Source organism: Lederbergia sp. B243.17 (assembly GCF_057657925.1).
Map to the genome: position 1 here is coordinate 193,086 of NZ_JBWBKF010000097.1, position 26,789 is coordinate 219,874.

25 protein-coding genes are annotated in these 26,789 nt (G+C 48.6%); 6 read left to right on the forward strand and 19 right to left on the reverse strand.

The genetic code is table 11. From position 1 onward, the window contains the following. Positions 1-9 precede the first annotated feature (9 nt). The 6 genes from hflC to AC0TWI_RS21170 all read right to left on the reverse strand — a co-directional run bounded on the left by hflC (position 10) and on the right by AC0TWI_RS21170 (position 6,314). Positions 10-942 carry a protease modulator HflC gene (gene hflC, locus AC0TWI_RS21145; RefSeq protein ID WP_488128321.1) on the reverse strand — a complete coding sequence of 311 codons (933 nt, stop codon included), beginning with the start codon at positions 940-942 and terminating at the stop codon, positions 10-12. After that, on the reverse strand, positions 942-1,880 hold the full coding sequence (gene hflK, locus AC0TWI_RS21150; RefSeq protein WP_488128430.1) for an FtsH protease activity modulator HflK: 939 nt from the start codon (positions 1,878-1,880) through the stop codon (positions 942-944). The genes hflC and hflK overlap by 1 nt, the downstream gene beginning before the upstream one ends. Before the next feature lie 128 nt (positions 1,881-2,008). Further along, on the reverse strand, positions 2,009-2,947 hold the full coding sequence (gene mdh / locus AC0TWI_RS21155) for a malate dehydrogenase (RefSeq protein ID WP_488128431.1): 939 nt from the start codon (positions 2,945-2,947) through the stop codon (positions 2,009-2,011). A 256-nt stretch (positions 2,948-3,203) separates the two neighbouring features. Then, positions 3,204-4,475: an NADP-dependent isocitrate dehydrogenase gene (gene icd / locus AC0TWI_RS21160; protein WP_488128322.1), complete on the reverse strand. Its 1,272-nt coding sequence runs from the start codon at positions 4,473-4,475 to the stop codon at positions 3,204-3,206. A 47-nt stretch (positions 4,476-4,522) separates the two neighbouring features. Further along, positions 4,523-5,638, reverse strand: coding sequence for a citrate synthase (citZ, locus tag AC0TWI_RS21165; protein ID WP_488128323.1), 1,116 nt, complete (start codon positions 5,636-5,638; stop codon positions 4,523-4,525). Between the two features lie 166 nt (positions 5,639-5,804). Beyond that, positions 5,805-6,314 (reverse strand): DUF441 domain-containing protein, encoded by a 510-nt coding sequence (locus AC0TWI_RS21170; RefSeq protein ID WP_488128324.1) that lies wholly within the window; start codon positions 6,312-6,314, stop codon positions 5,805-5,807. A 478-nt stretch (positions 6,315-6,792) separates the two neighbouring features. On the opposite strand from AC0TWI_RS21170, the gene ytvI reads away from it, so the two are divergent. After that, on the forward strand, positions 6,793-7,914 hold the full coding sequence (gene ytvI, locus AC0TWI_RS21175; RefSeq protein WP_488128325.1) for a sporulation integral membrane protein YtvI: 1,122 nt from the start codon (positions 6,793-6,795) through the stop codon (positions 7,912-7,914). A gap of 38 nt (positions 7,915-7,952) precedes the next feature. On the opposite strand, the gene AC0TWI_RS21180 is transcribed toward ytvI, so the two are convergent. From AC0TWI_RS21180 to dnaE, 7 genes are all read right to left on the reverse strand, one after another. After that, positions 7,953-8,339, reverse strand: a complete 387-nt coding sequence (locus AC0TWI_RS21180; protein WP_488128432.1) for an FxsA family protein — start codon at positions 8,337-8,339, stop codon at positions 7,953-7,955. A 108-nt stretch (positions 8,340-8,447) separates the two neighbouring features. Further along, positions 8,448-10,208, reverse strand: a complete 1,761-nt coding sequence (pyk, locus tag AC0TWI_RS21185) for a pyruvate kinase (protein ID WP_488128326.1) — start codon at positions 10,206-10,208, stop codon at positions 8,448-8,450. Between the two features lie 28 nt (positions 10,209-10,236). Next, positions 10,237-11,196 (reverse strand): 6-phosphofructokinase, encoded by a 960-nt coding sequence (gene pfkA, locus AC0TWI_RS21190; protein ID WP_488128327.1) that lies wholly within the window; start codon positions 11,194-11,196, stop codon positions 10,237-10,239. A gap of 228 nt (positions 11,197-11,424) precedes the next feature. Further along, positions 11,425-12,408, reverse strand: coding sequence for an acetyl-CoA carboxylase carboxyl transferase subunit alpha (gene accA, locus AC0TWI_RS21195; protein ID WP_488128328.1), 984 nt, complete (start codon positions 12,406-12,408; stop codon positions 11,425-11,427). After that, positions 12,402-13,271, reverse strand: coding sequence for an acetyl-CoA carboxylase, carboxyltransferase subunit beta (gene accD / locus AC0TWI_RS21200; protein ID WP_488128329.1), 870 nt, complete (start codon positions 13,269-13,271; stop codon positions 12,402-12,404). Before accD ends, accA begins: the two co-directional genes overlap by 7 nt. Before the next feature lie 132 nt (positions 13,272-13,403). Next, a complete protein-coding gene (gene ystJ / locus AC0TWI_RS21205; RefSeq protein WP_488128433.1) occupies positions 13,404-14,612 on the reverse strand; it encodes an NADP-dependent malic enzyme in 1,209 nt (402 codons plus the stop codon). 219 nt (positions 14,613-14,831) lie between these two features. Beyond that, complete coding sequence (gene dnaE, locus AC0TWI_RS21210; RefSeq protein WP_488128330.1) at positions 14,832-18,182, reverse strand: DNA polymerase III subunit alpha; 3,351 nt, start codon at positions 18,180-18,182, stop codon at positions 14,832-14,834. Between the two features lie 129 nt (positions 18,183-18,311). Between dnaE and ytrH the strand changes: the two genes are divergently transcribed. Together ytrH and ytrI are read left to right on the forward strand one after the other, a co-directional pair. Further along, the gene (ytrH, locus tag AC0TWI_RS21215) at positions 18,312-18,644 is read left to right on the forward strand and encodes a sporulation membrane protein YtrH (RefSeq protein ID WP_488128331.1); all 333 of its coding nucleotides are present in this window, start codon (positions 18,312-18,314) and stop codon (positions 18,642-18,644) included. Then, positions 18,641-19,147 (forward strand): sporulation membrane protein YtrI, encoded by a 507-nt coding sequence (gene ytrI, locus AC0TWI_RS21220; RefSeq protein WP_488128332.1) that lies wholly within the window; start codon positions 18,641-18,643, stop codon positions 19,145-19,147. The genes ytrH and ytrI overlap by 4 nt, the downstream gene beginning before the upstream one ends. 91 nt (positions 19,148-19,238) lie before the next feature. Here ytrI and AC0TWI_RS21225 read toward each other — a convergent pair whose 3' ends face one another. Next, entirely contained in the window at positions 19,239-20,180 is a 942-nt protein-coding gene (locus AC0TWI_RS21225) for a DHH family phosphoesterase (protein ID WP_488128333.1), read from the reverse strand. Positions 20,181-20,309: 129 nt separating this feature from the next. On the opposite strand from AC0TWI_RS21225, the gene AC0TWI_RS21230 reads away from it, so the two are divergent. After that, positions 20,310-20,609: a YtpI family protein gene (locus AC0TWI_RS21230; RefSeq protein WP_488128334.1), complete on the forward strand. Its 300-nt coding sequence runs from the start codon at positions 20,310-20,312 to the stop codon at positions 20,607-20,609. Positions 20,610-20,703: 94 nt separating this feature from the next. Here AC0TWI_RS21230 and AC0TWI_RS21235 read toward each other — a convergent pair whose 3' ends face one another. The 3 genes from AC0TWI_RS21235 to AC0TWI_RS21245 form a co-directional block, all read right to left on the reverse strand. Further along, positions 20,704-22,008, reverse strand: a complete 1,305-nt coding sequence (locus AC0TWI_RS21235; RefSeq protein ID WP_488128335.1) for a DRTGG domain-containing protein — start codon at positions 22,006-22,008, stop codon at positions 20,704-20,706. A gap of 146 nt (positions 22,009-22,154) precedes the next feature. Further along, positions 22,155-22,397: a hypothetical protein gene (locus AC0TWI_RS21240; RefSeq protein ID WP_488128336.1), complete on the reverse strand. Its 243-nt coding sequence runs from the start codon at positions 22,395-22,397 to the stop codon at positions 22,155-22,157. A gap of 59 nt (positions 22,398-22,456) precedes the next feature. Further along, entirely contained in the window at positions 22,457-23,140 is a 684-nt protein-coding gene (locus AC0TWI_RS21245) for a metal-dependent hydrolase (RefSeq protein ID WP_488128337.1), read from the reverse strand. Between the two features lie 140 nt (positions 23,141-23,280). On the opposite strand from AC0TWI_RS21245, the gene AC0TWI_RS21250 reads away from it, so the two are divergent. Beyond that, positions 23,281-24,375, forward strand: a complete 1,095-nt coding sequence (locus AC0TWI_RS21250; RefSeq protein WP_488128338.1) for a M24 family metallopeptidase — start codon at positions 23,281-23,283, stop codon at positions 24,373-24,375. Between the two features lie 463 nt (positions 24,376-24,838). Here AC0TWI_RS21250 and ald read toward each other — a convergent pair whose 3' ends face one another. Together ald and AC0TWI_RS21260 are read right to left on the reverse strand one after the other, a co-directional pair. Beyond that, the gene (gene ald, locus AC0TWI_RS21255; RefSeq protein ID WP_488128434.1) at positions 24,839-25,954 is read right to left on the reverse strand and encodes an alanine dehydrogenase; all 1,116 of its coding nucleotides are present in this window, start codon (positions 25,952-25,954) and stop codon (positions 24,839-24,841) included. A gap of 93 nt (positions 25,955-26,047) precedes the next feature. After that, a complete protein-coding gene (locus tag AC0TWI_RS21260) occupies positions 26,048-26,188 on the reverse strand; it encodes a hypothetical protein (protein WP_488128339.1) in 141 nt (46 codons plus the stop codon). A 141-nt stretch (positions 26,189-26,329) separates the two neighbouring features. Between AC0TWI_RS21260 and AC0TWI_RS21265 the strand changes: the two genes are divergently transcribed. Further along, the gene (locus AC0TWI_RS21265) at positions 26,330-26,779 is read left to right on the forward strand and encodes a universal stress protein (protein ID WP_488128340.1); all 450 of its coding nucleotides are present in this window, start codon (positions 26,330-26,332) and stop codon (positions 26,777-26,779) included. Positions 26,780-26,789: the final 10 nt, after the last annotated feature.

The window sequence follows — 26,789 nt, forward strand, 5'->3', positions numbered from 1 at the left end:
GGGTTTTCGTCAATTCGTATACCCCATCAGCAGGCGGGCATACGGTGAATCGGACGGGATGACAATGACGGTCTCCTCACCGATCGTCTTTTTATAGGTTTCCAATGTGCGGTAAAGCTGATAGAACTCCTTATCCTTGGAAAAAGCCTCATTGTAAATCCTTGCCGCTTCCCCCTCCCCTTCAGAACGGATGATTTCCGCCTCTGCTTGGGCTTTGGCGAGCATTTCCCGTACTTTTCGGTCGGTCTCCGCAGTTTCATCATTTTTTTTGGCATCGCCCATCGATAAATATTCCTGTGCCTTCGATTCCCGTTCCGAGATCATTCTCAGGTATACTGAGTTTTCGTTCTCCTGTGGAAGGTCTGTGCGTTTTGTGCGGACGTCGGTCACGACAATTCCGTACTCATCGCGGGCAAGGAGTTCGTTCACTCTCTCCGTCACCTTGTCATTCAGGCTGCCCCTTGACGACTTCTCATCATTGATGATTGCCTCGTAATCCAGCTGTCCCAGTTCGGATCTGACAACTGAATAAATAAATTCCTCCATCCGCGATTCCGCATTCGCAACGGTTCTCGCATTGGAAATCATCTTCCGCGGGTCATCGATTCTCCAGACCGCATAATTGTCGATGATCATCCGCTTCTTATCTTTCGTGTTGATTTCCGCCTGTGATACGTCATATGTCATCTGGTATTTCGGGAGGGTCGATACGCTTTGGATAAACGGAACCTTAAATCCGAGTCCCGGCGTGTCTTTGATCCTCACGACTTCACCAAATTGCCGCACTACCTTGTATTCTCCTTCTTTTACAACAAACGCACTCGTCAGAAGAAGGAGGAGCAGTACAATCAGGATGACAAAAAACAAGCCGAACCTGACAAACTTCTTCCATTCGAGGTTTATGCTTTTCCTTGCTTCCAGGTCAATCACTTTTTTGTCCATTACTGCTTCCCTCCTTCTTCTGTGGCACTTGGTTCAGGCCGTTCCAGCGGACGGATCGGGAAGTGTTTCAGTGTGCTGCCTTCATCATTCATAATATAAATTTCCGCACCCGGCAGCACCTGCTCAAGGGTCTCAAGAATAAGGCGTTCACGGGTGATTTGAGGGTTCGATTTATACTGCTCATACAGCTTATTGAAAACCGCAACATCGCCTCGCGCTGCCTCCAGCCTTGCCTGCTTCTCTCCGTTCGCCTTGGACATTATGGCAGCCTCTTCTCCTTTTGCCTCATTCATGCGCTTATTCTCGTACTTTTTCGCTTCGTTGATTTTTGTATTCATCGTTTCCCGGGCATCCGTTACAGCAGTAAATGCACTTCTTACCTCTTTATTCGGGAGCTCGACATCCTTCAGGTTGACAGCAAGAATCGAGATGCCGACATCGTATTTGTCCATCAAAGAGGTCAGCAGTTCCCGTACGTTTGCCTCAATCTCTACTTTTCCGGACGTGAGGGCATCATCGATTTTTGAGCTGCCGATAATGCTCCGGAGCGAAGCCGATGTCGCATTGTATAAAATCTGCTCCGGGTCTTCCGAGTGGAAGAGGTATTTTTTCGGGTCCGTGATTTTCCACTGGACAACAAGGTCCGCCAATACAATATTTTCATCACCGGTAATCATTTTCGTTTCGGCGGGCTGGTTTTTCCCTTCCTTGTAGCCAAAATCAAGCTTGAGCGTTTCCCGCGCCAGCTTTTCAACACGCTGGATCGGATATGGCAGTTTGAAATGCAGCCCTGGTTCCGTCACCGTCTCCTCCGCTCTGCCAAATGTCAAAATGACGGCCTGGTCCGATTCGTCGACAGTGTACCAGGACGTGACGAGGACAAGAGCCAGAATAAGGACAGCCGCCACAAGGCCTGTAACGGTCAACGTTCTTTTCATACTCATATCGCATTTTCCTTTCCCCATTTTTCTCTATACCTGTTCATACGTCCGGGATTAGAAAAAGATTCATTTGGCAGGCAGGAAAAAGAAATCCCGAAAACCTGTGAAGGTTTCCGGGATGAATATTAGGCTAAAACTTTCATGACTTCGCGGACAGAATCAGCAGACTTCTGAAGTGCAGCTTTCTCTTCATCCGTCAGATCCAGTTCAATCACTTTCTCGATTCCTTCTTTACCAAGGATGGTCGGGACACCAAGGTAGATGCCGTCAAATCCATATTCTCCTTCAAGATATGCGATCGACGGAAGAATGCGGCGCTGATCCTTGACGATTGCTTCGACCATTTCGACTAGCGATGCAGCTGGAGCATAGTAGGCACTCCCGTTACCGAGCAGATTGACAATCTCTCCGCCGCCTTTTCTCGTCCTCTCGACAATTTCATCCAGGCGCTCGCTTGAAATCAGCGTCTCCAAGGGAATGCCGCCTGCGTATGAGTAGCGGACGAGGGGAACCATATCATCACCATGCCCGCCAAGAACGAAACCGGTAACATCTTTCACCGAAACATTCAGCTCTTGCGCGACAAATGTGCGGAAGCGGGCTGTATCCAGGACGCCGGATTGACCGATTACCCTGTTTTTCGGGAAGCCAGACTCTTTATATACCGTATACGTCATCGCATCGACCGGATTCGTCAACACGATGATGTGGCAGTTCGGCGAATGCTTGATGATCTCTTTTGTGACACTCTTCATCACCTTCTGGTTTGTCTGTACCAAATCGTCGCGGCTCATGCCGGGCTTTCTGGCAATCCCCGCTGTGATGACGACTACATCGGAATTCTCTGTATCCGCATAATCGGACGTACCGGTAATATTTGCATCGAATCCTTGGACAGGAGAGGCTTCGAGCATATCGAGCGCTTTTCCTTTTGTCGGATTTTCCATTTGCGGTATATCAACGAGTACAACATCTCCCAGCTCTTTTTGTGCCAAGAGGAATGCAGTGGTCGCGCCGGTAAAGCCGCCGCCAATTACAGATATTTTCTTCCTTGTCATAAGAATGTCCCTTCTTTCTATAAATTGGATAAAGCAGATTTTCGCCTGATTGCAAAAAAAAGATTTCCGCATGCCGAACATGCGAATTATGCTGTCCGGCGATGCCAAAATCTTTTTATCCCGCGTTAACTGGCCGCATGACTCCCACCTCAACAAATGGAGCGGGAATCAGCAGCAGTCAACAGCCCGGTTCGTTCAACTAACAATCAGTGGGCAGTGAAGTAAAAACCTACTGATTGAAGCTGTACTGTACCAAGTTGGATTACTCCATGTTTTCAATCAACGCTGTGGCAAATTCAGAAGTTTTCACTTCTGTCGCGCCTTCCATCAAACGTGCGAAATCATACGTAACCACTTTTGATTCAATTGTCTTTTCAATTGATTTTGTAATCATTTGAGCAGCTTCGTTCCAACCAAGGTGTTCAAGCATCAGCACACCAGAAAGAAGGACGGAAGAAGGATTTACCTTATCAAGGCCAGCATATTTTGGAGCCGTGCCGTGAGTTGCTTCAAAGATTGCGTGACCAGTCTCATAGTTGATGTTCGCTCCCGGAGCAATACCGATTCCGCCGACTTGTGCAGCAAGCGCATCGGAAATATAGTCTCCGTTCAGGTTCATCGTAGCAACCACATCAAATTCTTTCGGACGAGTCAGGATTTGTTGAAGGAAAATGTCAGCAATCGCATCTTTAATGATGATTTTACCAGCTGCCTCTGCATCAGACTGAGCTTTGTTTGCAGCGTCTGCACCCTGCTCATCTTTGATCTTGTCGTACTGGTTCCAAGTGAATACTTTGTCGCCGAATTCTTTCTCAGCCAACTCATAGCCCCAGTTCTTGAAGGCTCCTTCAGTGAACTTCATGATGTTTCCTTTGTGAACAAGAGTCACAGACTTGCGGCCTTCTTTGATTGCATAGTTGATGGCAGCACGGACAAGGCGGCTTGTTCCTTCTTGGGAAACCGGCTTGATTCCGATTCCGGATGTTTCAGGGAAACGGATTTTGTTTACGCCCATCTCGTTTTGAAGGAAGTCGATCACTTTCTTCACTTCCGGCGTACCCTCTTTATACTCGATGCCCGCATAAATATCTTCTGTGTTTTCGCGGAAGATGACCATATCAGTATCTTCCGGACGTTTTACCGGTGAAGGCACTCCTTCGAAATAGCGGACTGGACGCAAGCATACGAACAGATCCAATTCCTGGCGAAGCGCAACGTTCAATGAGCGGAAACCTCCGCCGATTGGTGTAGTAAGAGGTCCTTTGATAGCGATCAGGTATTCGCGGATCGTGTCAAGCGTCTCTTCTGGAAGCCACTCGCCAAATTTATTGAATGCCTTTTCTCCGGCATAGACTTCTTTCCATTCGATCTTCTTTTTGCCGCTGTAGGCTTTGTCTACTGCTGCATCAAGAACGCGTTTGGCTGCAGCCCAAATGTCCGGGCCTGTTCCGTCGCCTTCGATGAAAGGGATGATTGGATTATCTGGTGTTTGAAGAACACCGTTTGTTACTGTGATTTTTTCGCCTTGTGACATAGAAATTCTCCTCCAAATCAATTTTAATAGTTCCCGATTATACTAGATTAGCGCTCGTCGATGCTAACATATTCGCGCATGCCAGGACCGGTATAATCCGCACGCGGACGAATCAGGCGGTTGTTCTCATATTGCTCGAGAATATGAGCGATCCAGCCCGAAACGCGGCTGACAGCGAAAATCGGTGTAAAGAGATCATGATCGATCCCTAGGCTATGATAGACGGACGCTGAATAAAAATCAACATTCGGCGGCAGCGGCTTCTTGGAAGTGAAAGTTTCCTCCACCTTAACAGAAATATCATACCACTCTGGCTCGCCTGTAATTTCTGTCAGCTTCTGAGACATTTCCCTCAGATGCTTGGCACGTGGATCACCTTTGCGGTAAACGCGGTGGCCGAAGCCCATGATCTTCTCTTTGTTGTTCAGTTTGTCATTGATGTAGTCTTCAGCTCTGTCGACAGAACCGATTTCTGTAAGCATCTTCATGACCTGTTCATTCGCTCCTCCATGCAGAGGTCCTTTCAGTGCGCCGATGGCAGCAGTAACGCCGGAATACATATCGGAAAGAGTTGCAACGCAAACGCGGGCAGTGAAGGTAGAGGCATTCAATTCATGGTCTGCATGCAAAACAAGCGCCTTATTGAATGCTTCGATCTCAATCGCTTCCGCTTCCTTGCCATTCAGCATGTAAAGGAAGTTTTCGGCAAAACCAAGATCTTTTCTCGGAGCCACAGGTTCCAGACCTTTTCTCACACGGGAGAAGGATGCAACAATCGTAGCAATTTTTGCCTGAAGACGGATGGCTTTGCGGTAGTTCGCTTCCTTGTTCATCACATCCGCTTCTTCGTCATAAAGGCCGAGGGCAGATACGGCAGTGCGCAGGGCAGCCATCGGATGTACTCGGTCGATCGGATATGTTTTAAAGCTTTCAATAATTTCAGCCGGAAGTACCATATTGTCCGCAAGCTGTTCTTTCAATTCCTGCAGTTGCTCTTTCGTAGGCAGTTCGAGATGCCATAGAAGATAAACCACTTCTTCGAAACTTGCATTTTCAGTCAGATCATCAATATTATAGCCAACATATGTAAGGGTGTCATCGATGATTGAACTGATGGAGGACGTTGTGGCAACGATCCCTTCCAGTCCGCTGGATGCTGTCATATAAAACCTCTCCTTTTCCTCTTTTCTCTAAATCAGGCCGGCATGGAGAAACCGTACTTATCCATTATAGCCCAATACCGAAACTTGTCTAATTTCTCTATTATTTAGTTCCACTGACCATTATAACGAATTATTCATTATTTGGGAATGAAAACGTTCTATATTCCTATCCAGCCCCCGGTCCGGATGTAAACATTTCAAATATTTTCATGGCCATATAGGCTATTCCAGCTCCAATCAGCGGGCCGACCGCCACTCCCTTGAACAGGGCAACGGAGAGGATGGTACCGAGCACAAGCGCAGTCGTAATGTGGGGATCAGCCGCAAGGAGAACAATCCCAAACTTTGCAATCAGCGCAACCGCCATGCCGGCCCCAAGCGCAATCCAGGCATAGGGAGATTTTACCGCTTCCCCGAGCTGCCGGAACCCGATACTTCCACTCGCAATCGGTGCCAGCACGGCAATCGTTATTACCGTAACTCCCCAATTAATCCCCTTCCCCTGCAAAGCTGAAAACACCTTCTCATCCGCACCCGCCACCTTCAACAAAAGCAAAAACACCGCCGCAATAATCAGCGACTGATTCTTCGCCACAACCCCAATCCCAAGCAAAAGCAACAAAAACAAATAAGCCTGGCTAAAAACCACAAAAACCACTCCCTTGTAAATTGACATAAAAAAGAACATAACATGATAATATTAATAGAAAAGCGGAGGGGGCTTGCCCAGGGGCGACAAGCACAAGACGAGAAGGAAAAAAGGCGCTTTACAGCCTTTCTTCCTTCTTGGCTTGTGACCTCGAGCCCCTAGCCCCCGCAGCTGGATCAAGAAAAGCGGAGGGCGATTGATCAGGGGCGACAAGCGCTGGAGGAAAAGAGCGGGTGGATGCTTTCCAATCCACCTGATCTTTTCCGAAGCGACCTCGAGCCCCTATCGCCCAGAGCTGGACACTAGAAATGCGGAGGGGGCTTGATTAGCTGCGACAAGCACAAGACGAGCAAGAAAGAAGGCGCTTTTTGCCTTCATTCTTGCTTGGCTTGTGACCTCGAGCAGCTAGCCCCCGCAGCTGGACACTAGAAAAGCGGAGGGGCTTGCCCCTTGCAAGCAAAACCAGAAAATCTTATGATTCTCTGCTCTAACTGGAGGGATACATGTGAATCGTGAAACAGCGGGTCGGATATTTCGCTTTTTGATTGTTGTATCTGTCGTGATTCTGTCACTACTGGCGATTTATCTCATCTTTAAAGTAGCCTACCCGTTTATTATTGCCCTTGTAATCGCTCTTGCTATCAACCCACTTGTGAATTTCCTAGAAAGGAAATGGAAATTTCCTCGTGCGTTGGCTGTTATTACGACAATTGTACTGCTGATCGGCGTATTTGCCGGTCTGATTACACTGCTGATCGCCGAGATTGTTGCCGGCACATCCTATCTGTCTAATGTCGTGCCTGAACATATTAAAACGATGATCGAATATATCGAAAATCTGTTTGCTTCCCAGGTGATTCCTTTTTACAATCGGATTGCAAGCATGTTCCAGAGCCTGGACTCGGGGCAGCAGGACACGATTATGAACAGCATTACTGCAACAGGAGATAAAATCACAGCAAGCGTTACGACATTTATCCAAAACTTTTTCCTGAAATTGCCTGCGTTGGTCTCTTGGGTACCAAATGCAGCCACCGTGCTTATTTTTTCATTGCTGGCCACTTTTTTCATTTCAAAAGATTGGTACAAGCTGAAGAAATGGGCGGGGCAGTTCCTGCATGAGAGGCTGCGGACGAGCGGAGCAAAAGTAATCGGGGAACTGCGTAAGGCATTGTTTGGTTTCGCAAAAGCCCAGCTGACGCTGATTTCCCTCACACTGGTCATCGTTCTGATTGGCTTGCTCATCCTGCGGATTGATTATGCAATCACTATCGCATTAATTACAGGAATCGTTGATTTGCTCCCCTATCTTGGGACCGGCACCATCTTTGTCCCGTGGATCATCTTTGAAATTGTGACCGGAAATTATCCGCTTGCCATTGGCCTCGGCATTTTGTACACGGTCGTCCTCGTCCAGAGGCAGGTGATGGAGCCTAAAATCCTGTCATCGAACATCGGTTTGAACCCGCTCGCAACACTGATTGCGCTGTTCGTCGGCTTTAAGCTGATCGGATTCCTCGGACTGATTGTCGGACCGGTCGCACTTGTTCTATTAACGACCCTTCATAAAACAAATGTGTTCACGGATACATGGAATTATATTAAAGGGAACACACCGATTCAGTAAAACCCAGAAAAAGAGCCGGGACGCACATCCCGGCTCTTTCATTTGTATATATGGATTCTTCTTCTGCTCGTACGTTTCCTGATCGCTTTCATCAGAAACGGCTTGAACATCTTTCTTGTAAACGGCATGAGAAACAGCAGGCCAGCTACATCTGAAAGGAAACCAGGAGTGAGAAGCAGCAAACCACCGGCAAGAATGCAGATTCCGTCGAGAATCGCGTCACCAGGCGGCTCACCCTGCCTTGCAAGCTCTTGGGCCCTGCGCCACACTTCCAGCCCCTGGCGCTTTGCCAGATAGGCTCCGAGAAAGCCAGTCAGGATGACGATAGCAATCGTTGGAAAAATGCCGATCGTTTTCCCCGCCTGCAAAAATACAGCCAATTCAGCTGCTGGGATTAGTATGAATAGTAACAGCAAGTATCGGATCTGGATCCACTCCCCGCCGCCACTCCACAGCTTCAAAGAACCGTCTGAAATGGCGAACCGATAATATTTTCCCGCCTTTCAGTTGAAAGGCGGGAATGAAAAGGTTTATTAAAGAACGCTTGCGTGGCCGTTATAAATTACACCATGGACTGAATCAACCGTGATTTCCTGGCCGTCTTTGATCAGACTCGTAGCGTCTTCAACACCAACGATTACCGGAATGCCAAGGTTGATACCGACAACTGCTGCATGGCTTGTCAGGCCGCCTTCTTCAGTGATCAGCGCTGAACACTGTTCAAGCGCCTGTACCATTTCACGGTCTGTTCCGATAGCTACCATAACGGAGCCCGGCTTCACCTTTTCGTTGGCCTCAGCTGCGTCTCTTACGATGATCGCTTTGCCATATGCCGATTTCCTGCCGATGCCCTGGCCTTTCGCAATGACGTCACCGACGATATGGATTTTCATAAGATTTGTCGTGCCTTTTTCACCTACAGGAACTCCGCCCGTAATGATAATCCGGTCACCGTGCTTCACGAGCTGAGAATTCATGCTCTCTGTTACAGCATTCTCGAGCATTTCATCCGTAGAGGATACTGACGAACCAAGTTCCGGGTAGACACCCCAAACAAGCGAGAGTCTGCGAACAATCTTCTCATGTGAAGTAATCGCTACAATTGGTGCCTTCGGACGGTATTTTGCTACCATTCTAGCCGTATGACCACTTTCTGTCGGCGTCACAATCGCTGCCACATCAAGGTTGATGGCTGTATGTGCGACTGACTGACAGATGGCGTCCGTTATTTTGTATTCACTGTTCTTGCTCAAATAAGATAAGATTGCTTCATGATTCAGTGCCGATTCAGCTGACAGCGCGATACTGTTCATCGTTTGGACCGACTCGACAGGGTAAAGTCCTGCAGCTGTTTCGCCTGAAAGCATGACTGCATCAGATCCGTCAAAGATCGCATTGGCGACATCACTCGCCTCAGCTCTTGTCGGACGCGGGTTGCGCTGCATCGAGTCGAGCATTTGTGTTGCTGTGATAACAGGCTTTCCGAGCTTGTTGCATTTCTTGATCAACTGCTTTTGCACAAGCGGAACAGATTCTGTCGGGATTTCAACTCCGAGGTCTCCACGCGCTACCATTAATCCATCAGAAACTTCAAGAATCTCGTCGATATTGTCGACGCCTTCCTGGTTTTCAATCTTAGGGATGATATGGATATCTGAAGCGTTGTTCTCTTCCAGCAGCTGGCGGATTTCAAGTACATCCGTCGCTCTTCTGACAAAAGAAGCAGCGATAAAGTCGATGCCTTGCTCAATTCCAAACAAGATGTCTTTGGCATCTTTTTCTGTAATGCCCGGCAGGTTTACCGACACTCCCGGCACATTGACACCCTTTTTGTTTTTCAACGTACCGCTGTTCAAAATCTTTGTGACGATTTCGCTTGATTCCCGCTTAATTTCCGTCACTTCAAGACCAATCAGTCCATCGTCCAGCAAAATTCTGGATCCGCTATGGACGTCATTGATCAATCCGGAATACGTAACGGAAAATCTTTCTTCTGTACCTTCAACTTCCTCCATGGAGATGCTGATGGTATTGCCTGCCTTCAAATCGATTGCGCCGCCAACCATATTATGCGTTCTGATTTCCGGCCCCTTCGTATCCAGCAAGATTCCAACCGTTTTACCCGCTTTTTCTGCTGCTTCCCGGATGTTAACAATCCGGCTGCGGTGCTCGTCATGATCCCCATGCGAGAAGTTCAGACGGGCTACGTTCATGCCCGCTTCAATCAGTTTATAGAGTGTTTCAGGATTTTCGCTTGCCGGTCCAATTGTACAAACAATCTTTGTCTTCTTCATATTCCATCCTCCTGAGATCTTCTTCTGTTTAAATCGAGAGTTCTTGTGAAAGGCGATAAAGTTCTTTGTTATAACCATGCTCCATATTCAGAATCTCGAGAATGTCGTGGTCGATCACCTCATTGTTCTGGATGCCGACCGCACGGCCGCCTTTCCCCTCCATGATTAATTCAACTGCTCTCGCACCGAGCCTGCTTGCAAGTACACGGTCAAACGCAGTCGGCGATCCGCCACGCTGAATATGTCCGAGGACAGACACTCTTGTTTCAAAATTGGTCGCCTTGTTCAACTCTTCCGCAAAAGCCGGTCCGCTAGCTACACCTTCTGCAACGACGATAATGCTGTGTTTCTTTCCGCGTTTATGTCCGCTGCGCAGGCGCTCGGCGATTTCTTCCATGTCATAATGTTCTTCAGGGATGAGGATCGTTTCCGCACCTCCTGCCAAGCCTGTCCAAAGAGCGATATCTCCGGCATCACGGCCCATCACTTCGATAATAAACGTACGCTCATGAGAGGTTGCTGTATCTCGGATTTTGTCTATGGCATCAAGCACTGTATTCAGTGCTGTGTCAAAACCGATTGTAAACTGTGTTCCGGCGATGTCATTGTCGATCGTTCCCGGTACCCCCACACAAGGGAAGCCGCGTGAAGTCAATGCTTTTGCACCTTGGAAGGAGCCGTCGCCGCCGATGACAACAAGCCCGTCGATGCCATGCTTCTTCAGCTGTTCGACGCCTTTCAACTGTCCCTCTTCTGTCTTAAACTCCTCACAGCGGGCGGAGCGCAGCATCGTACCGCCACGGTGGATGATATCACCCACTGAACCCAATTCAAGCTTGCTGATATTTCCGTTGATCAGACCGCTGAAGCCCTGGTAAATTCCATACGCCTCCATGCCGTGATAGATCGTTTTTCTGACTACGGCACGGATTGCCGCGTTCATTCCCGGCGCATCTCCGCCGCTAGTCAATACTCCAATTCTCTTCATCCCAGATCACCTCATTGAATTCATAGATGCTAACTGATTCGGTTTTAAAAAAATGCATAGTCATCAGATATATTAAAAGTACCATTTTCCCACTTTGTTCTCAAATAATCACCCTGCGACTTTTGAGAAAAATAAATGGCCCTCCAGATTTCAACAGGAAAAGGTATTACCCGATCAGGGCAATACCTTTTGAAAACCGTCATGTTTTTAAAAAGGAGGGCGATAAAGTCACGGCTGAGAGACCGTTTCCTGCTGCTCTGCTTCTTGGAAGCTGCCCATTTTCTTGAATTTCTCGTACCGCTCCTGAATCAGTACATCAGGAGTCTTGCCGATCAGCTCTCTCAGGGCTTTTTTGATGGTTTTCTCAATCATGCTGGCTTGCTGTCCGATATCGCGGTGGGCACCGCCCCGCACTTCCGGAATAATTTCGTCAATAATTCCCATTTCATCAAGGTCGGGGGCGGTAATCTTCATCGCTTCGGCAGCCTGTTTGGCATAAGAAGCGTCTTTCCAAAGAATCGATGCCGCTCCTTCGGGGGTAATGACGGAGTAAGTGGAGTTTTCCAGCATGTAGATGCGGTCTCCTACTCCAAGACCCAACGCCCCGCCGCTTCCGCCTTCACCTGTTACGATGCAGACGATCGGCACTCGCAGGCCGGCCATTTCAAAAAGATTGCGGGCAATCGATTCGCTGATCCCCCGTTCTTCAGCCGCTTTCCCCGGATAAGCACCCTTCGTGTCAATGAAACAGATGACTGGCCGGCGGAACTTTTCCGCCTGCTTCATCAGGCGGAGCGCCTTGCGGTATCCCTCTGGGTGAGGCATGCCGAAATTGCGGAAAACATTTTCCTTCGTATCACGGCCGCGCTGATGGCCGATCACAGTTACAGGCAGACCTTGGAATCTGCCAATTCCGCCGACAATCGCCTTATCGTCACCGTAAGCCCTGTCGCCATGCAGTTCAATAAAATCTTCAAACAAATGGTCAATATAATCAAGTGTTGTCGGCCTGGATGGATGACGGGCAATCTGCACCCGGTCCCACGGCTTCATGTTTTCATAAATTTCGCTTTCCAATTTTACGAGCCGCGTTTCGAGTCTGTCGATTTCCTCGGACAGATCAACATCGGATTCTTGTGTATAAGCCCTCAGCTCGGCAATTTTATTGCGGAGTTCGAGCACCGGCTTTTCAAATTCTAGGCCGTTCACCATGCCAATTCACCCTCTTGCTGATGGATTTCAAGCACCTTCGTCAATGTCTCTTTCATTTCAAGCCTTGGAATGACCGCATCAAGCTGGCCGTGCTCAAGCAAAAATTCCGCAGTTTGAAAATCATCCGGCAAATCTTCACGGATTGTCTGCTCGATGACACGGCGTCCGGCAAATCCAATCAGGGCTTGAGGCTCGGAGAAATTGTAATCGCCGAGGGAGGCAAAGCTTGCTGACACGCCCCCTGTCGTCGGATGGGTCATAACGGATATGAATAAGCCGCCCTTTTCGCTGAACAGCTTCAGCGCAGCACTCGTTTTCGCCATCTGCATTAGCGAAAGAATCCCTTCCTGCATTCTCGCCCCGCCAGAAGCGGTGAAGATGATAAAAGGAACATGCTTTTCACCGGCAACTTCGATCGCACGGGCAATCTTTTCGCCAACGACGGAACCCATGCTTCCCATTCTGAAGTGGGAATCCATAATAGCTGTTACAGCCTCCACCCCATTGATCCGGCCTGAGCCCGTCAATACTGCTTCCTCAAGGTTGGTCGCTTTTTTATCTTTGTCCAATTTTTCAATATAACCCGGGAATCCAAGTGGATTCTCTGATGAAATCTTATCGTCAAAGGCTTGGAAGCTTCCTTCGTCGAAAAGTGAATCGACACGCTCAAATGCAGTCATCCGATGATGATGACCGCAATGCAGGCAAACCTTCAAGTTCTTTTGCAGTTCTTTTGTATACATAATCTTTTTGCATTCCGGGCATTTCGTCATGATGCCTTCAGGTACGTCATGTTTAGCCGCTTCAGAAGGAATGGCTGCGTATTTCTTTTTCTTCGGTTTTGAAAAAAAGTCTTTCAGCAAGGCGAGTCCCCCTTTATCGCTAATTTTTGCCGGGCAAGGGAAAAAGACAAGGCATCCGCCCTGTCGTCCCCCTTCGGTTCGTAATCACTGCTATTCTTCGGCTGGCGGAACTCCGCTTCAAGCATTTGCCGCTTAATCTTTGCCGATAATGGCGAGTTTTTTTGTTCTTTCCCTGACTTCTTCAGGGTCCACTTGGATCCTGGCCACTCCAGTCTCCATCGCAGCTTTGGCGACAGCTGCCGCAACATGGGGCGCGACACGCGGATCAAACGGTCCTGGAATCACATAGTCAGCGGTCAATTCTTCTTCGGTAATGAGTCCCGCGATCGCTTCTACCGCTGCCTGTTTCATTCTCTCATTTATGTGGGTTGCACGCACGTCAAGCGCTCCTCTGAAAATACCCGGGAAAGCAAGGACGTTGTTTACCTGATTCGGAAAATCAGAACGGCCTGTCCCAATTACCTTCGCACCCGCTGCTTTTGCAAGGTCAGGCATGATTTCCGGTTCGGGATTGGCCATCGCAAAGATGATCGGCTCTGAGTTCATTGAGCGGACCATTTCTTCTGTCAGCGCTCCGGCGACGGAAACGCCGATGAACACATCCGCTCCCTTGATCACATCCCCGAGCGAGCCTTCAAGCCTGTCGCGGTTTGTATATTTTGCCACGGCCGCTTTCACTTCGTTCATGCCTTCAGGTCGTCCATCATAGATGGCACCCTTGGAGTCGCACATAATAATTTCACGGACACCATAGCTATAAAGAAGCTTGATAATCGCAATGCCTGCAGCTCCTGCTCCATTGGCGACAACTTTAATCTGGGACATCTTTCTTCCGGTAAGCTTCAGTGCGTTCAAAAGGCCTGCCACTGTTACAATTGCCGTTCCATGCTGGTCATCATGGAAAACAGGAATGCGCGTCTCCTTTTTGAGTCGTTCTTCGATGACAAAACAATGAGGAGCGGAGATGTCCTCTAGATTAACGCCGCCGAAAGTAGGCTCCAGCAATTTTACTGTCTGGACGATTTCATCTACATCTGTTGTATTCAGGCAGATCGGAAAGGCATCAACACCAGCAAAGCTTTTAAAGAGTACGGCCTTTCCTTCCATTACCGGCAAAGCTGCCTCCGGACCGATATTGCCGAGTCCGAGCACCGCTGTTCCGTCAGTCACAACCGCTACCATATTGCCCTTCATCGTATAATCCCATACTGCTTCAGGCTTTTCATAGATTAATTTACATGGCTCGGCCACACCTGGGGAATAGGCAAGACTCAAGTCCTTTGCATTTTTCACTTCCACTTTCGATGCTGACTCCAGTTTCCCTTTATGCACTTTATGCATATGCAGAGCTTCTTCGCGTAAAGTCAAGAGATCCACTCCTTTGTTTACTGTATGTACTTTCTCACTTTTTTACATTCTTGCAGGCATGTATTTATGTTAGAAGTGTCAGGAACGGGCGGGGAAGCGATTTTTGCGTTTCTCCGGCTTGGACCAAAGTCGTCCGTTTTTTGAACACTTGCTTTTTAACAATATATCATAACTTAGAATGGTTTGAAAAAGTTATTTCAGCATTACAGACCGTTCGCCGAGCAGGGCACGCAGTTTTTGCAAGCATTTTTCTGTCGGTTTGACGGAATAACCCTGATCGAGACGGATGGTTCTCTTCTTCTCTTCATAGTATAAAATGACAGGTGTCGCCCCGGGCTCTGCGAGCAGGATTGCTTTCACCTCTGATAGTGACTCATTGTTCTCAAGCTCCGCGGAGATTTTCAAATAGAGCACTTTCCCGCCGCTCTCTTTTTTCGTGTCAGAGAGGCTGCTCGCAGGGATAAGCCGCTTGATAATCATTTGCGGCTGCCTATTCCGCTCTTCGATACTTCCTTCAGCCAGCACAATTGCGCCCTCCTTGAGGACAGGGCCGGACTGCCTGTACAAGTCAGGAAAAACAACTGCCTCCATTTCTCCTGACGCATCGCTGAGCGTAACAAATGCCATGACATCGCCTTTTTTTGTCCGGATTGTTTTGATCCTTGAAACATAAACACCCGCTTTTACGTTCCTCTGTCCGGCGTGAAGGTCAATCAGCGGTTTTGCCCCTGCTTCTGTGAAGGCAGACGCATAGGCCCCCGCCGGATGGTCAGACAGATAAACACCAAGCGATTCCTTTTCAAAAGCAAGCTTGTCTGCCGTACTGATCGGCTCTGCATCCGCGTACTTCGGCTTAATCGCGAACGCTTCATCTTCCATAAAAAGATCATGCATCCCGTCTTCGGGCCTCATCAGTTCTGCATGCTCCATGGCGACATCAAGCGTTGCGAGAAGCACAGCTCTATCTTTTCCGAATTCATCAAAGGCACCTGAATGGACGAGCCTTTCCAACAGCTTCCGGTTCACCGCCCGCTGCGGAACACGGAGACAGAAGTCGAATAGGTCTTTAAAAGGCCCTTTCTCCCTTGCCTCGATGACACCTCTGAGCGAATTCATGCCCATCCCTTTGATTGCTGCCAAGCTGAAACGAATATCGCCATCCTCTGCTGAAAAAGGATAACGGCTTTTATTGATCGATGGCGGAGCGATGTTTATGCCCATCTGCCGGCATTCTGCAATATAAGCGGCCACCTTTTCATCGTTTCCAATGGCAGACGTCAGCAGAGCTGCCATGAAATGTACCGGGTAATGGGCTTTCAGCCACGAGAGCTGCCATGAAATAAGGCTGTAAGCGACAGCATGGCTCCGGTTGAATCCATAATTGGCGAACTTTACAATCAGATCATATGTCTCATTAGCTGCCTGGTCACTATATCCTTTATTACGGGCCCCTCTCACAAACCGTTCTCGCTCACGGTCGAGGACGTCGCGCTTTTTCTTGCTCACCGCTCTTCGCAGCAAATCTGCTTCTCCGAGCGAAAAGCCGGCCATCAGGGAGGCGATCTGCATGATCTGCTCTTGGTAGACGATTACTCCGTAAGTGATTTCCAATATCGGCTGCAGGTCGGGATGCGGATACTCGATTTTTTCTTTTCCATGTTTCCTTGCAATATAAATCGGAATGTGATCCATTGGGCCTGGCCGAAAAAGGGCGTTCACGGCAACAAGATCTTCGAATTCTGTCGGACGCAATTCCCGAAGCACCTTGCGCATGCCTGCTGATTCAAATTGAAAAATGCCGGTTGTTTCACCTTTTTGAAGCAAGTTCAGCGTCTTTTCATCATCGAATGGCAATTCGGCGATAGTAATCTTTCGTCCGGTTCCGAATTCAATACTCTTTATCACCCGTTCGAGCAAGGAAAGATTTCGCAAGCCGAGAAAGTCCATTTTCAAAAGACCGATTTCCTCCAGATCCTCCATCGGGAACTGCGTCAAATAAGTCTCTCCGTGGCCGCCCTGAATTGGTATAAGATCCGGAAGCGGCTTGGTGGATATGACCACGCCTGCCGCATGGGTGGATGTATGCCGAGGCAGCCCCTCAATCATCTGTGCCGTTGCAAACAGTCTGCGGTTTATCCCCGACGCCTCAGCGAAGGAGCGGAGACCTTCCGATTCGCTGTAGGCCTGTTTCAAGGAAATACCGAGCTTGGACGGAACCCGTTTTGAAAGATTGTCGATTTCAAGCGGCGGGAGGCCGAATGCACGGGCTGTATCCCGAAGTGCCGCTTTTGCCGCAAAGGTGCCGAAAGTGATGATTTGTGCCACATGGAGCCGCCCATATTTTTGGACGACGTACCCAATCACTTCATCCCGCCGATGATCGGGAAAATCGATATCGATATCCGGCATCGTCACCCGCTCGGGATTAAGGAACCGTTCGAAAAGCAGTCCGTACCGGAGCGGGTCGACGGCTGTGATGCGAAGGAGGTAGGCGACAAGCGAGCCGGCTGCCGATCCGCGGCCAGGCCCTGTCAATATGCCGTTTTCTCTCGCGTATTTCATGAAATCCCAGACAATCAGAAAATAATCATTGAAGCCCATTTTTCCGATCACATCAAGTTCATAGCGGAGTCGCTTCCGGTAATCGGACAGATTTCCGAGCCCGAGCTCCCCAAGTCTTTCTTCACATAGCGCCTGCATTTTGCCCGCTGCTGTTTCGCCCGGCTCAAGCGGAAAAGATGGGAGGAGCCGCTGATTCATTTCAATCATCACATTACAGCGCTCAGCGATCTCTGCTGTATTCGCCATCGCTTCGGGATAGGCGGAGAAGAGAGCAGCCATCTCTTCGTCTGTTTTTAAATACGCCTCCCTTCCCGTATCTTCAGGCAAGTCCGGCAGCTTATCTCCCGAATTGATCGCTTCCAATGTTTTCACCGCGAATTGGTCTTCGGGCTTTTCATAGCGAACATTGTTCAGCGCGGCCGCAGGGAGCATTCTCTCCGAGGCAAACCTCCCCATTTTTTCAAGGAGGCTTACAGAAGCTTCTGTTTTAAAATTTTGCAGTCCGATAAAAAAAGAATCAGCGCCGAACATTTTTTTATACTTTTCTACTGCCAGGCCTGCAGCCTCTTCGTCTCCTTCGGACAAATACCTTCCGATTTCTCCTTCACTTCCGGGGGAGACAGCAATCAGTCCCCCGCTGTATGAGGAAAGCCATTTCTCGGAGATGGTTTCTTCCTGTTGCGTCTTGATGGCGCTCGATATTTTCAGCAGATGCCTGTAGCCCTCGTTATTTTCCGCAAGCAATAGAAGACGGTGCGTCCCCGCCTCCCCCGCCACATCGGCGGACAGCCCAATGATCGGTTTAATCTCCTGCTGTAAACATGCCTTATAAAAAGCAGGCACGCCGTACAGGACGTTGTGGTCTGTCAGCGCAATCGCAGAAAAGCCGATCTCCTTTGCCCGTTCTGCCAGTCTGCGAATCGACAGGGTGCTCGACAGCAAGCTATAGGCTGACGCCACTTGCAAATGCACAAACATCAAGATCCGCCCCTTTCAAAATCCTTATCTAGTATTATGAACGATTAAATGAAAAAAGAAAATATGCGTAAGTTCAACGATTGTCCCATATATAGTATGGACAGCCGATTTCTTGAATTGGAGATGGTGAGGATGAACGAAGCTTTCTTTCCGGCATTTTTCAGCAGCTATTTTATCGCGTTGGGCGTCATGCTGGGCGGTTCGCTTATTGGCGGACTTTCTGCTTTTATTACCGGCGAACCGCTCTTAACGGAAATCGCCAGAATATCCGGCCGTGTGCGGATCTGGGCAATCATCGCGGCCATCGGGGGTACATTTGATACGGTCTATAGCTTTGAGCGGGGGTTTCTGGAAGGAGGGACAAAAGATTTGTTTAAGCAATTCCTCTTGATCCTTTCGGCTATGGGCGGCGCAAAAACAGCTTCAATCATGATCTCCTGGCTCACACAGGAGCACATCGTATGAAAGTCCCCAACCTGCAAAGGCAGCCCGGATGGCAGCGTTTTTTTGCCGGCATTGCGATCGGCGGCTGTATAAGCTGGATTGTCTTCCTCTTCATGTATGGCACCATGCAGGAAAGGACCGCACGCATCATTGCCGACCAGGAAAAACAAATAAAAGAGCTGCGCGGCTATGTAGAAATCTGGCAGGAAGATTACCAGGAGCTTAATAAACGCAATCAAGAGATGCTCCTGATCCAGCAGATCGATGTAAAGGTGACGAACGGCAAGCGCTACGGCATTACAGACAGCAAAAGCATTTCAACTGTCGAGGAGGCTGTTAAAAGTGATTTGCGGTCACTGATGACAAAAGACTTGACGACCGTCTACAAGAACAGGGAAATCATCAAAAAGTCGATTGAAAACAAGTCGATGAACATCAACGGCAGGCGCTACAAGCTGCTCGTAAAAGAAGTGGCGTTTTTTACGACGGTTACCGTTGTCATTGAACTCAGGCTCGCAGATTAAAGGAACCCCCTCCTTTGTCAAGGCAGGGGGCTGTTGGTCATTCTGCAAGTCGCTGATCTATGAAGTGCACGGCACCCTGACAACCGACACTCTATTTCGAAGGTGTGCAAAGTGCCTGGATCTGCTCATAAACTTGCTGGGCCTCTGCCCATGAATAGACGGATGCACCGGCTGCAAGCGGATGGCCGCCTCCATTGTACTGCATTGCGATTTTATTGATAACCGGACCCTTTGAACGAAGGCGGACACGGATTTGATCGTCCTCTTCAATGAAAAAGGTCCACGCTTTGATTCCCTTGACGGATCCGAGCGAACTGACGAGCAGCGAGGCTTCGGACGGTGCGATTTCATGCGCTGCCAGCACTTCTTTATTAAGCGTCACAGCCGCGGCTCCGTTTTCATCCATTTTGAAATGCTCAAGCACATACCCTTGCAGCTTGATCACCTTCTGATCCATTTCATACATATTGTCATAGAGAAGCGATCGATCGAACTCATAGCCGATTAGTTCGCTTGCATATTCCAAGGTCCGCTGAGTCGTGCTCGGATAGAGGAACCGGCCGGTGTCTCCGACAATTCCGGCAAAGATGAGCCGCGCCGCTTCATCTGTCATCTTCAGCCCTTCCCCGCGAAAAGACAGGTAAAAATCAAAAATCATTTCGCTGACGGACGATGCTGTCGTATCAACCCATAAAAGATCTCCGTAAGCATCCTCGTTCGGGTGATGATCGATCTTTATGACCGCATCCCCTTTCGTATACCTCTGGTCACATACCCGCTCCTGATTTGCCGTATCACATACGATGACGAGCGCCCCTTCATACGTTTCGTCCGGAATGACGTCCGGCACAAACAAATAGTCGAGAGACGCCTCCCGTGCACCGACACGGTAAATTTTCTTCTCCGGGTATGAAGCCCTCAACAATTCTGCAAGTCCGCCCTGCGATCCGTACGCATCCGGATCGGGACGCACGTGGCGGTGGATAATAATCGTCTCATATTCCTGAATCGCCTCAAAAATCTGCTCTCTCATAGAGACCTCCTTCTGCACATCATCATCCGTGCATGATTGTCATGTAAAGTTCAAGGATAGACATTGGAAATTGCTGCGGCCAGCAAGTACAATGAAAGAAGAACATTGTATGGGAGGATTCATTGCACTATGCCTTTTTTAGTCTTTTTTATCGTAATCTCATTTTCATTTTATGTATACTATAAAATCAAGTATATCCGAAGCCAGCGCCCAATGGAGAAGAAAATGCTCAGTGGAAAGTCCGGTATGACCCTCGGTATCTTCGTAGCCCTTTTTGGTCTTAACCAAATCCTGCTGTTCTCCACAACCTTAACATATGTAATCGGGGCACTCTTCATCCTTCTCGGTCTTCTAAATGCATACGTCGGCTACAAAAATTATCGTCACCATGTGCCGTATGCGATCAGGGAAGCTGAAGAATTAAAATAAAGCCAGTCCCTGATCCGCCGGAAAGAGCAGACAATATTGCTCTTTCCGGCTTTTTCATGTTTAAAGATGCCTGGACTCCGCTCGCCCGCTTCCCTTATCTTTCTATCAGCCTGCACATCATTAGCGCTTTTCCAGCGATTTCATTCTTATTGTAAACTTCGACATCCACTTTCCCGAATTTCCGGCCCGCTTCCAAAATTCTCGGCGAGACGTGAAGAACGGTATCCATCTGGACAGGCTTCAAAAAATAGATCGTCATGTTTTCTACGGCCAGTTCTCCTTTTTTCTGCTGGCGGAACAGCCGGACAGCAGCCTCTGTCACAATGGAGGTAAATACCCCATAAGAGATTGTCCCAAACTGATTCGTCATTTGCGGCGTCACTTCAAAGGTGAAGGACGACTCTTCATCTCCTGTATTCAGCCCTTTCGAGATAGTATCATCGAGCGTTTCCCCGACCTGCGGCTGCCGCTGGATCATCTGGAGCGCTTTCAGTACATCCTGCCTGCTGATGATTCCCTCGAACCCCTGTTGGGCATCGACGACCGGAAGTACTTCGATCCCTTCCCAGATCATCATATGAGCTACAGAAGCTACACTTGTTTTTTTACCGACAGTCAGTGGGTTTTTCGTCATCGCTTTTTCAATCGGCAGCGTCATTGGCTGGCCGATGACATCCTTGCCCGTGACAATGCCATGAACCTTCATATGGCGGTCGACGACAGGAAAGCGGCTGTGCGCTGTTTCGTTCTTCATCTCATACCAATCCTCGACCGTGTCCTTCAAGGCCATGTAGGCAGATTGGCTGGCCGGTGTGAGGATGTCCTCCACAAGAATGATCTCTTTTTTGATCAATTGGTCGTAAATCGCGCGGTTGATCATCGTTGCCACCGTGAATGTATCATAGCTCGTAGACAAAATCGGCATTTCCAGTTCATCTGCAAGCTTTTTCACATGCTCTTCCGTATCAAAGCCGCCAGTGATCAAAACGGCCGCTCCTGCCTTCAGCGCAAGTTCATGCGCCTGGATCCGATTTCCGACGATCAACAGATTGCCTGCTCCAGTATAGCGCATCATTGCCTCAAGCTTCATGGCGCCGATCACGAACTTTGTCAATGTTTTATGCAGCCCCGATTTGCCGCCAAGCACCTGTCCATCGATGATGTTGACAATTTCGGCAAATGTCAGCTTCTCAATATTTTCTTTCTTTTTCCGTTCAATCCTGATGGTGCCCACACGTTCAATCGTGCTGACATATCCTTGGTTTTCCGCATCCTTGATGGCCCGATAGGCTGTGCCTTCACTTACACTCAGTGCCTTTGCAATTTGCCTGACGGAGATTTTCTCCCCTACAGGGAGCCCGTCGATATAGCGGATAATTTGTTCATGCTTTGTTGCCAAGCTTTTCACCCTTTTCTAAAAAGTCCGTTCAGCTTCTGCTCCCATTATATCGGGAAAAGTGGCAACCGACAATTTTATCCCTGTTCAGCAAAAAATCAGCGAGAATTTGACCCTCGCTGATTCGAACTTTCCCGCATGCCCATTCGTCACCTGGCACGGAGCCGCTTTTGTTCCTCCCCTTGATTCCTGAAGGAACGTTCCTGCTTTTTCCCTGACGGCCGTGCAAAAAAAAGTGCAGACAGATTTCCCGCAGCTACAGCAATCGCAAGGCCGAGCCAAGCAACAGAAAATAGTCCTTCAAGACCGCCGGCTGCAGGATTCAGCCTCGGCAGCGCAATATAAAACATAGCTGCGCACAACAATAGACAAAGCAAATAACGGTTTTTCATCTCTCTCCTCCTGCATGCTTTTTATCAATGTATGCAGGGAGGCCTCGGGGACATGCCTATTAGAACTCGATCACATCGCCAGGATTCATGATTTCCCCTTTTATCCCGTCTTCGAGAAGATCGATGAACAATTGCGGATCTTGTTTGATTGGCGGAAATGTATTGTAATGGATCGGTACAACTTTACTTGGCTTCAGCAATTTTGCTGCATAGGCTGCATCCTCAGGGCCCATAGTAAAGTTGTCTCCGATCGGCAGGAATGCAACATCAATCGGATGCCTTTCGCCAATCAGCTTCATGTCGGAGAACAGCGCTGTGTCCCCGGCATGATAGATTGTTTTTCCTTCTATCATAAGAAGAACGCCTGCAGGCATCCCCGTATAGATGATCTGCTTATCGTCTGTAATGACTGCCGATCCGTGGAAAGCCGGCGTATATTTCACTTTTCCAAAGTCGAATTCATACGCACCGCCAATATGCATCGGATGCGTATTCAACCCTTGCCAGCCAAGGTAAACCGCCAGTTCATTCGGTGCAATGACGAGGGCACCGCTTCTTTTTGCCAATTCCACAGTATCCCCGACATGATCTCCGTGTCCATGCGTTAATATGATGACATCCGGGTTTTCCTCTCCAGCTTTTAAATCTGTTAAATCATTGCCAGTAATAAAGGGATCGATGAGAAGTGTTTTTCCGTTTGTCTCTACTTTTACCACCGAATGACCATGATAAGAAATTTTCAAATTCTACCACTCCTTTCCCATTTGCCCCTAGTATAACGGTCTTTCTTCCAATTGTCCTTTTTGGCGACGTAACGCCCCAGTTTACACACTGTCCGGTAACTGTTACTCTTTTTATGAACAATTACATAGGAGATGGTACTGTGAATCAGAGACTTCAACAAATGATGAATTGGCTGAAAGAGGAAAATATCGATGCCGCGTTCATTACATCGCCGGATAATGTTTTTTACTTGAGCGGCTTTCGCAGCGATCCGCATGAGCGGCTGCTTGGCGTCGCCGTTTTTCAGGAAAAAGAACCATTCCTCGTCTGCCCGGGAATGGAAAAAGATGAAGCGAAAAATGCAGGCTGGGCCTATGAAATCATCGGGTACAGCGATACCGACCGTCCATGGGATTTCGTCCAAGAGAGAGTCGGGGCGAGAGTGAGCGATGTGAAGTCTTGGGCGATTGAGACGGAACATCTGAACGTGGAAAGGTACGAGGAACTGAAAAAGCGATATGCTGGCGCCTCCTTTGTGAGCGCAGAGAAGAAAATCCAGCAGCTCCGCTTGATCAAGGACGAAAAAGAGATGGAACTGCTCCGAAAAGCGTGCGAGCTTGCAGACTTTGCTGTAAGTGTCGGCGTTTCGGAAATTGCAGAAGGAAAAACGGAAGTCGAAATCATTGCTGCGATTGAATACGAAGCGAAGAAAAAAGGTGTAGACGGCATGTCCTTCGACACGATGGTGCTCACAGGCGCCAACGCTGCCTCACCGCACGGCAACCCGGGAAGTACGAAAATCCAAAAAGGCGATCTCGTCCTCTTTGACCTCGGTGTCATTTACGAAGGGTATTGCTCCGACATTACAAGAACCGTAGCGTTCGGTGACATCAATGAAGAGCAGCGCCGGATCTACGAAACCGTACTCAAGGCGGAAGAAACAGCAATTGAGATGGCAAAGCCAGGCGTACGCGCGATGGACCTGGACCTAGCTGCTAGAAAAGTAATCGAGGATGCCGGCTACGGCGAATACTTCCCTCACCGGCTCGGCCACGGACTCGGCATCAGTGTCCACGAGTTCCCTTCGATGACCGCCGTCAACGAAATGAAAGTACAGGCTGGCATGGTCTTCACGATTGAACCAGGAATTTACGTACCGAATGTAGCAGGCGTGCGGATTGAAGACGATGTCTATGTGACAGAATCGGGAGTCGAAATATTGACGAAGTATCCGAAAACCTTGCAAATCATCTAATGGTTATTGTGCTTTTCCGTTAGATCGAGTTGAGTGAGAAAACCGTACCCACACGTTTAAAACTGGGGGCGCGGTTTTTTTACGTATTTTTTTACGTATTTATAGATCAGATCGGATTGATCCCGGAAGAATTTCGACTTTCCGTCTTTCACGTGTCTAAGGGAATGATTGAGACCTGAAGAATTCAGATTCCTGATTGTTCACGTGTCTGAGAGCCCGATTGACACCGGAAGAATACGGATTCCCGGTTTTTCACTTGTCTAAGACCACCTTTGACACCGGAAGAAATCCGATCCCCGGTTCTTCACGTGTCTTAGGCTACGATTGACGCCGGAAAAATTCCGTTTCTCGGTTTTTCACGTGTCTAACGTTCTCTTTGACATCAGAAAAAACGTATCCATGAATAGCCCTTATCTAGAACCTGAACAAAGAACGGCTGCGAGTCCATCTCGCAGCCGTTCTTTTAATCCAGCAATGCATCAACATCCTGATAGGTGAGGTTCAGCGAAGAAGCTACACCCTCGTGCGTGACGTGCCCGTCCAGTGTGTTGATTCCCTTGCGCAACGCTTCATCATCAAGGCACGCTTGCTTGTAGCCTTTGTTTGCAATTCTCAGCGCATACGGGACTGTTACGTTGGTCAGTGCCATTGTGGATGTGCGCGGGACAGCGCCAGGCATATTGGCAACCGCATAATGAACGACGCCGTGCTTTTCGTATGTCGGTTCATCGTGTGTGGTGATTCTGTCACTCGTTTCAAAAATGCCGCCCTGGTCAATTGCGATATCCACAACGACCGAGCCCGGCTTCATGGATTTGATCATCTCTTCTGTTACAAGTTTTGGCGCTCTTGATCCCGGAATCAATACCGCTCCGATGACGAGATCCGCATCCTTCACTACTTCCGCTATTGTATACGGGTTGGATATTACTGTTTTTATACTATGTCCAAAAATATCATCAAGCTGGCGCAGGCGGTCCGGCATCAAATCGATAACGGTAACATCCGCTCCCATGCCGACTGCTATTTTCGCAGCATTTGTTCCTGCCACACCACCGCCGATAATTGCCACCTTTCCTCGGGAAACTCCTGGCACACCTGCAAGGATGATTCCTTGCCCGCCATGTGTTTTTTGAAGGAACTGGGCTCCAATCTGGACAGACATCCTGCCTGCAACCTCACTCATTGGCGTGAGCAGCGGCAATGTTCTGTTCTCCAGCTGTACCGTTTCATAGCCGATAGCCGTTACTTTGGAAGAAATCAGCGCTTCGGTCAATTCTTCCTCTGCGGCCAAGTGCAAGTATGTGAACAGTACCTGCCCTTCGCGGAAATAACGGTATTCCTCTGGCAGCGGTTCTTTTACCTTCATGATCATTTCATTCGACCAAGCTTCAGAAGGAGTGTTGACAATACGGGCACCTGCTTGCGTAAATTCTTCATCGGTAAAGCCGGAACCCAAGCCGGCGCCGGTTTCGATATGTACTTCATGCCCTGCCGCAGTGAGCGTCACAACTCCCGCAGGCGTCATGGCCACCCTGTTTTCATTGTTTTTAATTTCTTTTGGTACTCCAATCCGCATTGTTAACCCCTCCATTCAAGTTTTACTCCTTATTACTATAACATTTCGACAAATGAATGACATCTTTTTACTTTCATGCACAATCATCTCAAACTATTCATCGCCAGGCTTCCGCTTGCCCGCCTTTTCCTTGCGGCTCCCGGCTTCTCCACGAGGAAAGTGGTCGTCCGGATTGCTGCTGTATGCTTCCATGATCCTCTTTGCCGTCTCTTTTTTATACATGTCCTCCTTCATTCTGGTCACCTCACTTTTTTCGTATTCTTCACAATTCTGAAAAGGATTATGTGGTGGAAGTTTGATACGATGAAGGTAGGAAAACAAGCTTTAAGGGTAAATGGAAAGTATAGCGGATTTATACTCAAAGGAGGAATCGTTATGCCACTTTCATATCAAAACATACTCATAGCAGTCGATGGTTCAAAGGCGGCGGAATGGGCTTTCAAAAAGGCGATCGCAGTCGCGAAAAGGAACAACGCCCAATTGACCCTTGTCCATGTTATTGATACCCGTTCCTTCGCTGCCATTGATGCCTACAACGGAACAATGGCGGAGCGTGCTGAAAACTACGCACATGAACTTCTCGGCGGTTACGAGAAGGAAGCAAAAGAAAATGGAGTCTCCGTCAGCACCCTGATTGAATTCGGCTCGCCCAAAGTCGTCATTCCAAAGCAAGCCGCCAAAAAAATCAATGCAGATCTAATCATTTGTGGTGCCACCGGCTACAATGCGGTTGAGCGACTGTTGATCGGCAGTGTTTCCGAACAAATCACCCGCTCTGCAGCCTGTGATGTGCTTGTTGTAAGGACCAAAAAAGAAGATAATTGACGATGAAGAG

What these genes read in the sequence shown, in the direction of transcription:
- hflC (WP_488128321.1), bottom strand. Translation starts at nt 942, where the DNA reads ATGGACAAAAAAGTGATTGACCTGGAAGCAAGGAAAAGCATAAACCTC.
- hflK (WP_488128430.1), bottom strand. Translation starts at nt 1,880, where the DNA reads ATGAAAAGAACGTTGACCGTTACAGGCCTTGTGGCGGCTGTCCTTATT.
- icd (WP_488128322.1), bottom strand. Translation starts at nt 4,475, where the DNA reads ATGTCACAAGGCGAAAAAATCACAGTAACAAACGGTGTTCTTCAAACA.
- citZ (WP_488128323.1), bottom strand. Translation starts at nt 5,638, where the DNA reads ATGACAGCATCCAGCGGACTGGAAGGGATCGTTGCCACAACGTCCTCC.
- AC0TWI_RS21170 (WP_488128324.1), bottom strand. Translation starts at nt 6,314, where the DNA reads ATGTCAATTTACAAGGGAGTGGTTTTTGTGGTTTTTAGCCAGGCTTAT.
- pyk (WP_488128326.1), bottom strand. Translation starts at nt 10,208, where the DNA reads ATGAAGAAGACAAAGATTGTTTGTACAATTGGACCGGCAAGCGAAAAT.
- pfkA (WP_488128327.1), bottom strand. Translation starts at nt 11,196, where the DNA reads ATGAAGAGAATTGGAGTATTGACTAGCGGCGGAGATGCGCCGGGAATG.
- accA (WP_488128328.1), bottom strand. Translation starts at nt 12,408, where the DNA reads ATGGTGAACGGCCTAGAATTTGAAAAGCCGGTGCTCGAACTCCGCAAT.
- ystJ (WP_488128433.1), bottom strand. Translation starts at nt 14,612, where the DNA reads ATGCATAAAGTGCATAAAGGGAAACTGGAGTCAGCATCGAAAGTGGAA.
- ytrH (WP_488128331.1), top strand. Translation starts at nt 18,312, where the DNA reads ATGAACGAAGCTTTCTTTCCGGCATTTTTCAGCAGCTATTTTATCGCG.
- ytrI (WP_488128332.1), top strand. Translation starts at nt 18,641, where the DNA reads ATGAAAGTCCCCAACCTGCAAAGGCAGCCCGGATGGCAGCGTTTTTTT.
- AC0TWI_RS21225 (WP_488128333.1), bottom strand. Translation starts at nt 20,180, where the DNA reads ATGAGAGAGCAGATTTTTGAGGCGATTCAGGAATATGAGACGATTATT.
- AC0TWI_RS21230 (WP_488128334.1), top strand. Translation starts at nt 20,310, where the DNA reads ATGCCTTTTTTAGTCTTTTTTATCGTAATCTCATTTTCATTTTATGTA.
- AC0TWI_RS21240 (WP_488128336.1), bottom strand. Translation starts at nt 22,397, where the DNA reads ATGAAAAACCGTTATTTGCTTTGTCTATTGTTGTGCGCAGCTATGTTT.
- ald (WP_488128434.1), bottom strand. Translation starts at nt 25,954, where the DNA reads ATGCGGATTGGAGTACCAAAAGAAATTAAAAACAATGAAAACAGGGTG.
- AC0TWI_RS21260 (WP_488128339.1), bottom strand. Translation starts at nt 26,188, where the DNA reads ATGAAGGAGGACATGTATAAAAAAGAGACGGCAAAGAGGATCATGGAA.
- AC0TWI_RS21265 (WP_488128340.1), top strand. Translation starts at nt 26,330, where the DNA reads ATGCCACTTTCATATCAAAACATACTCATAGCAGTCGATGGTTCAAAG.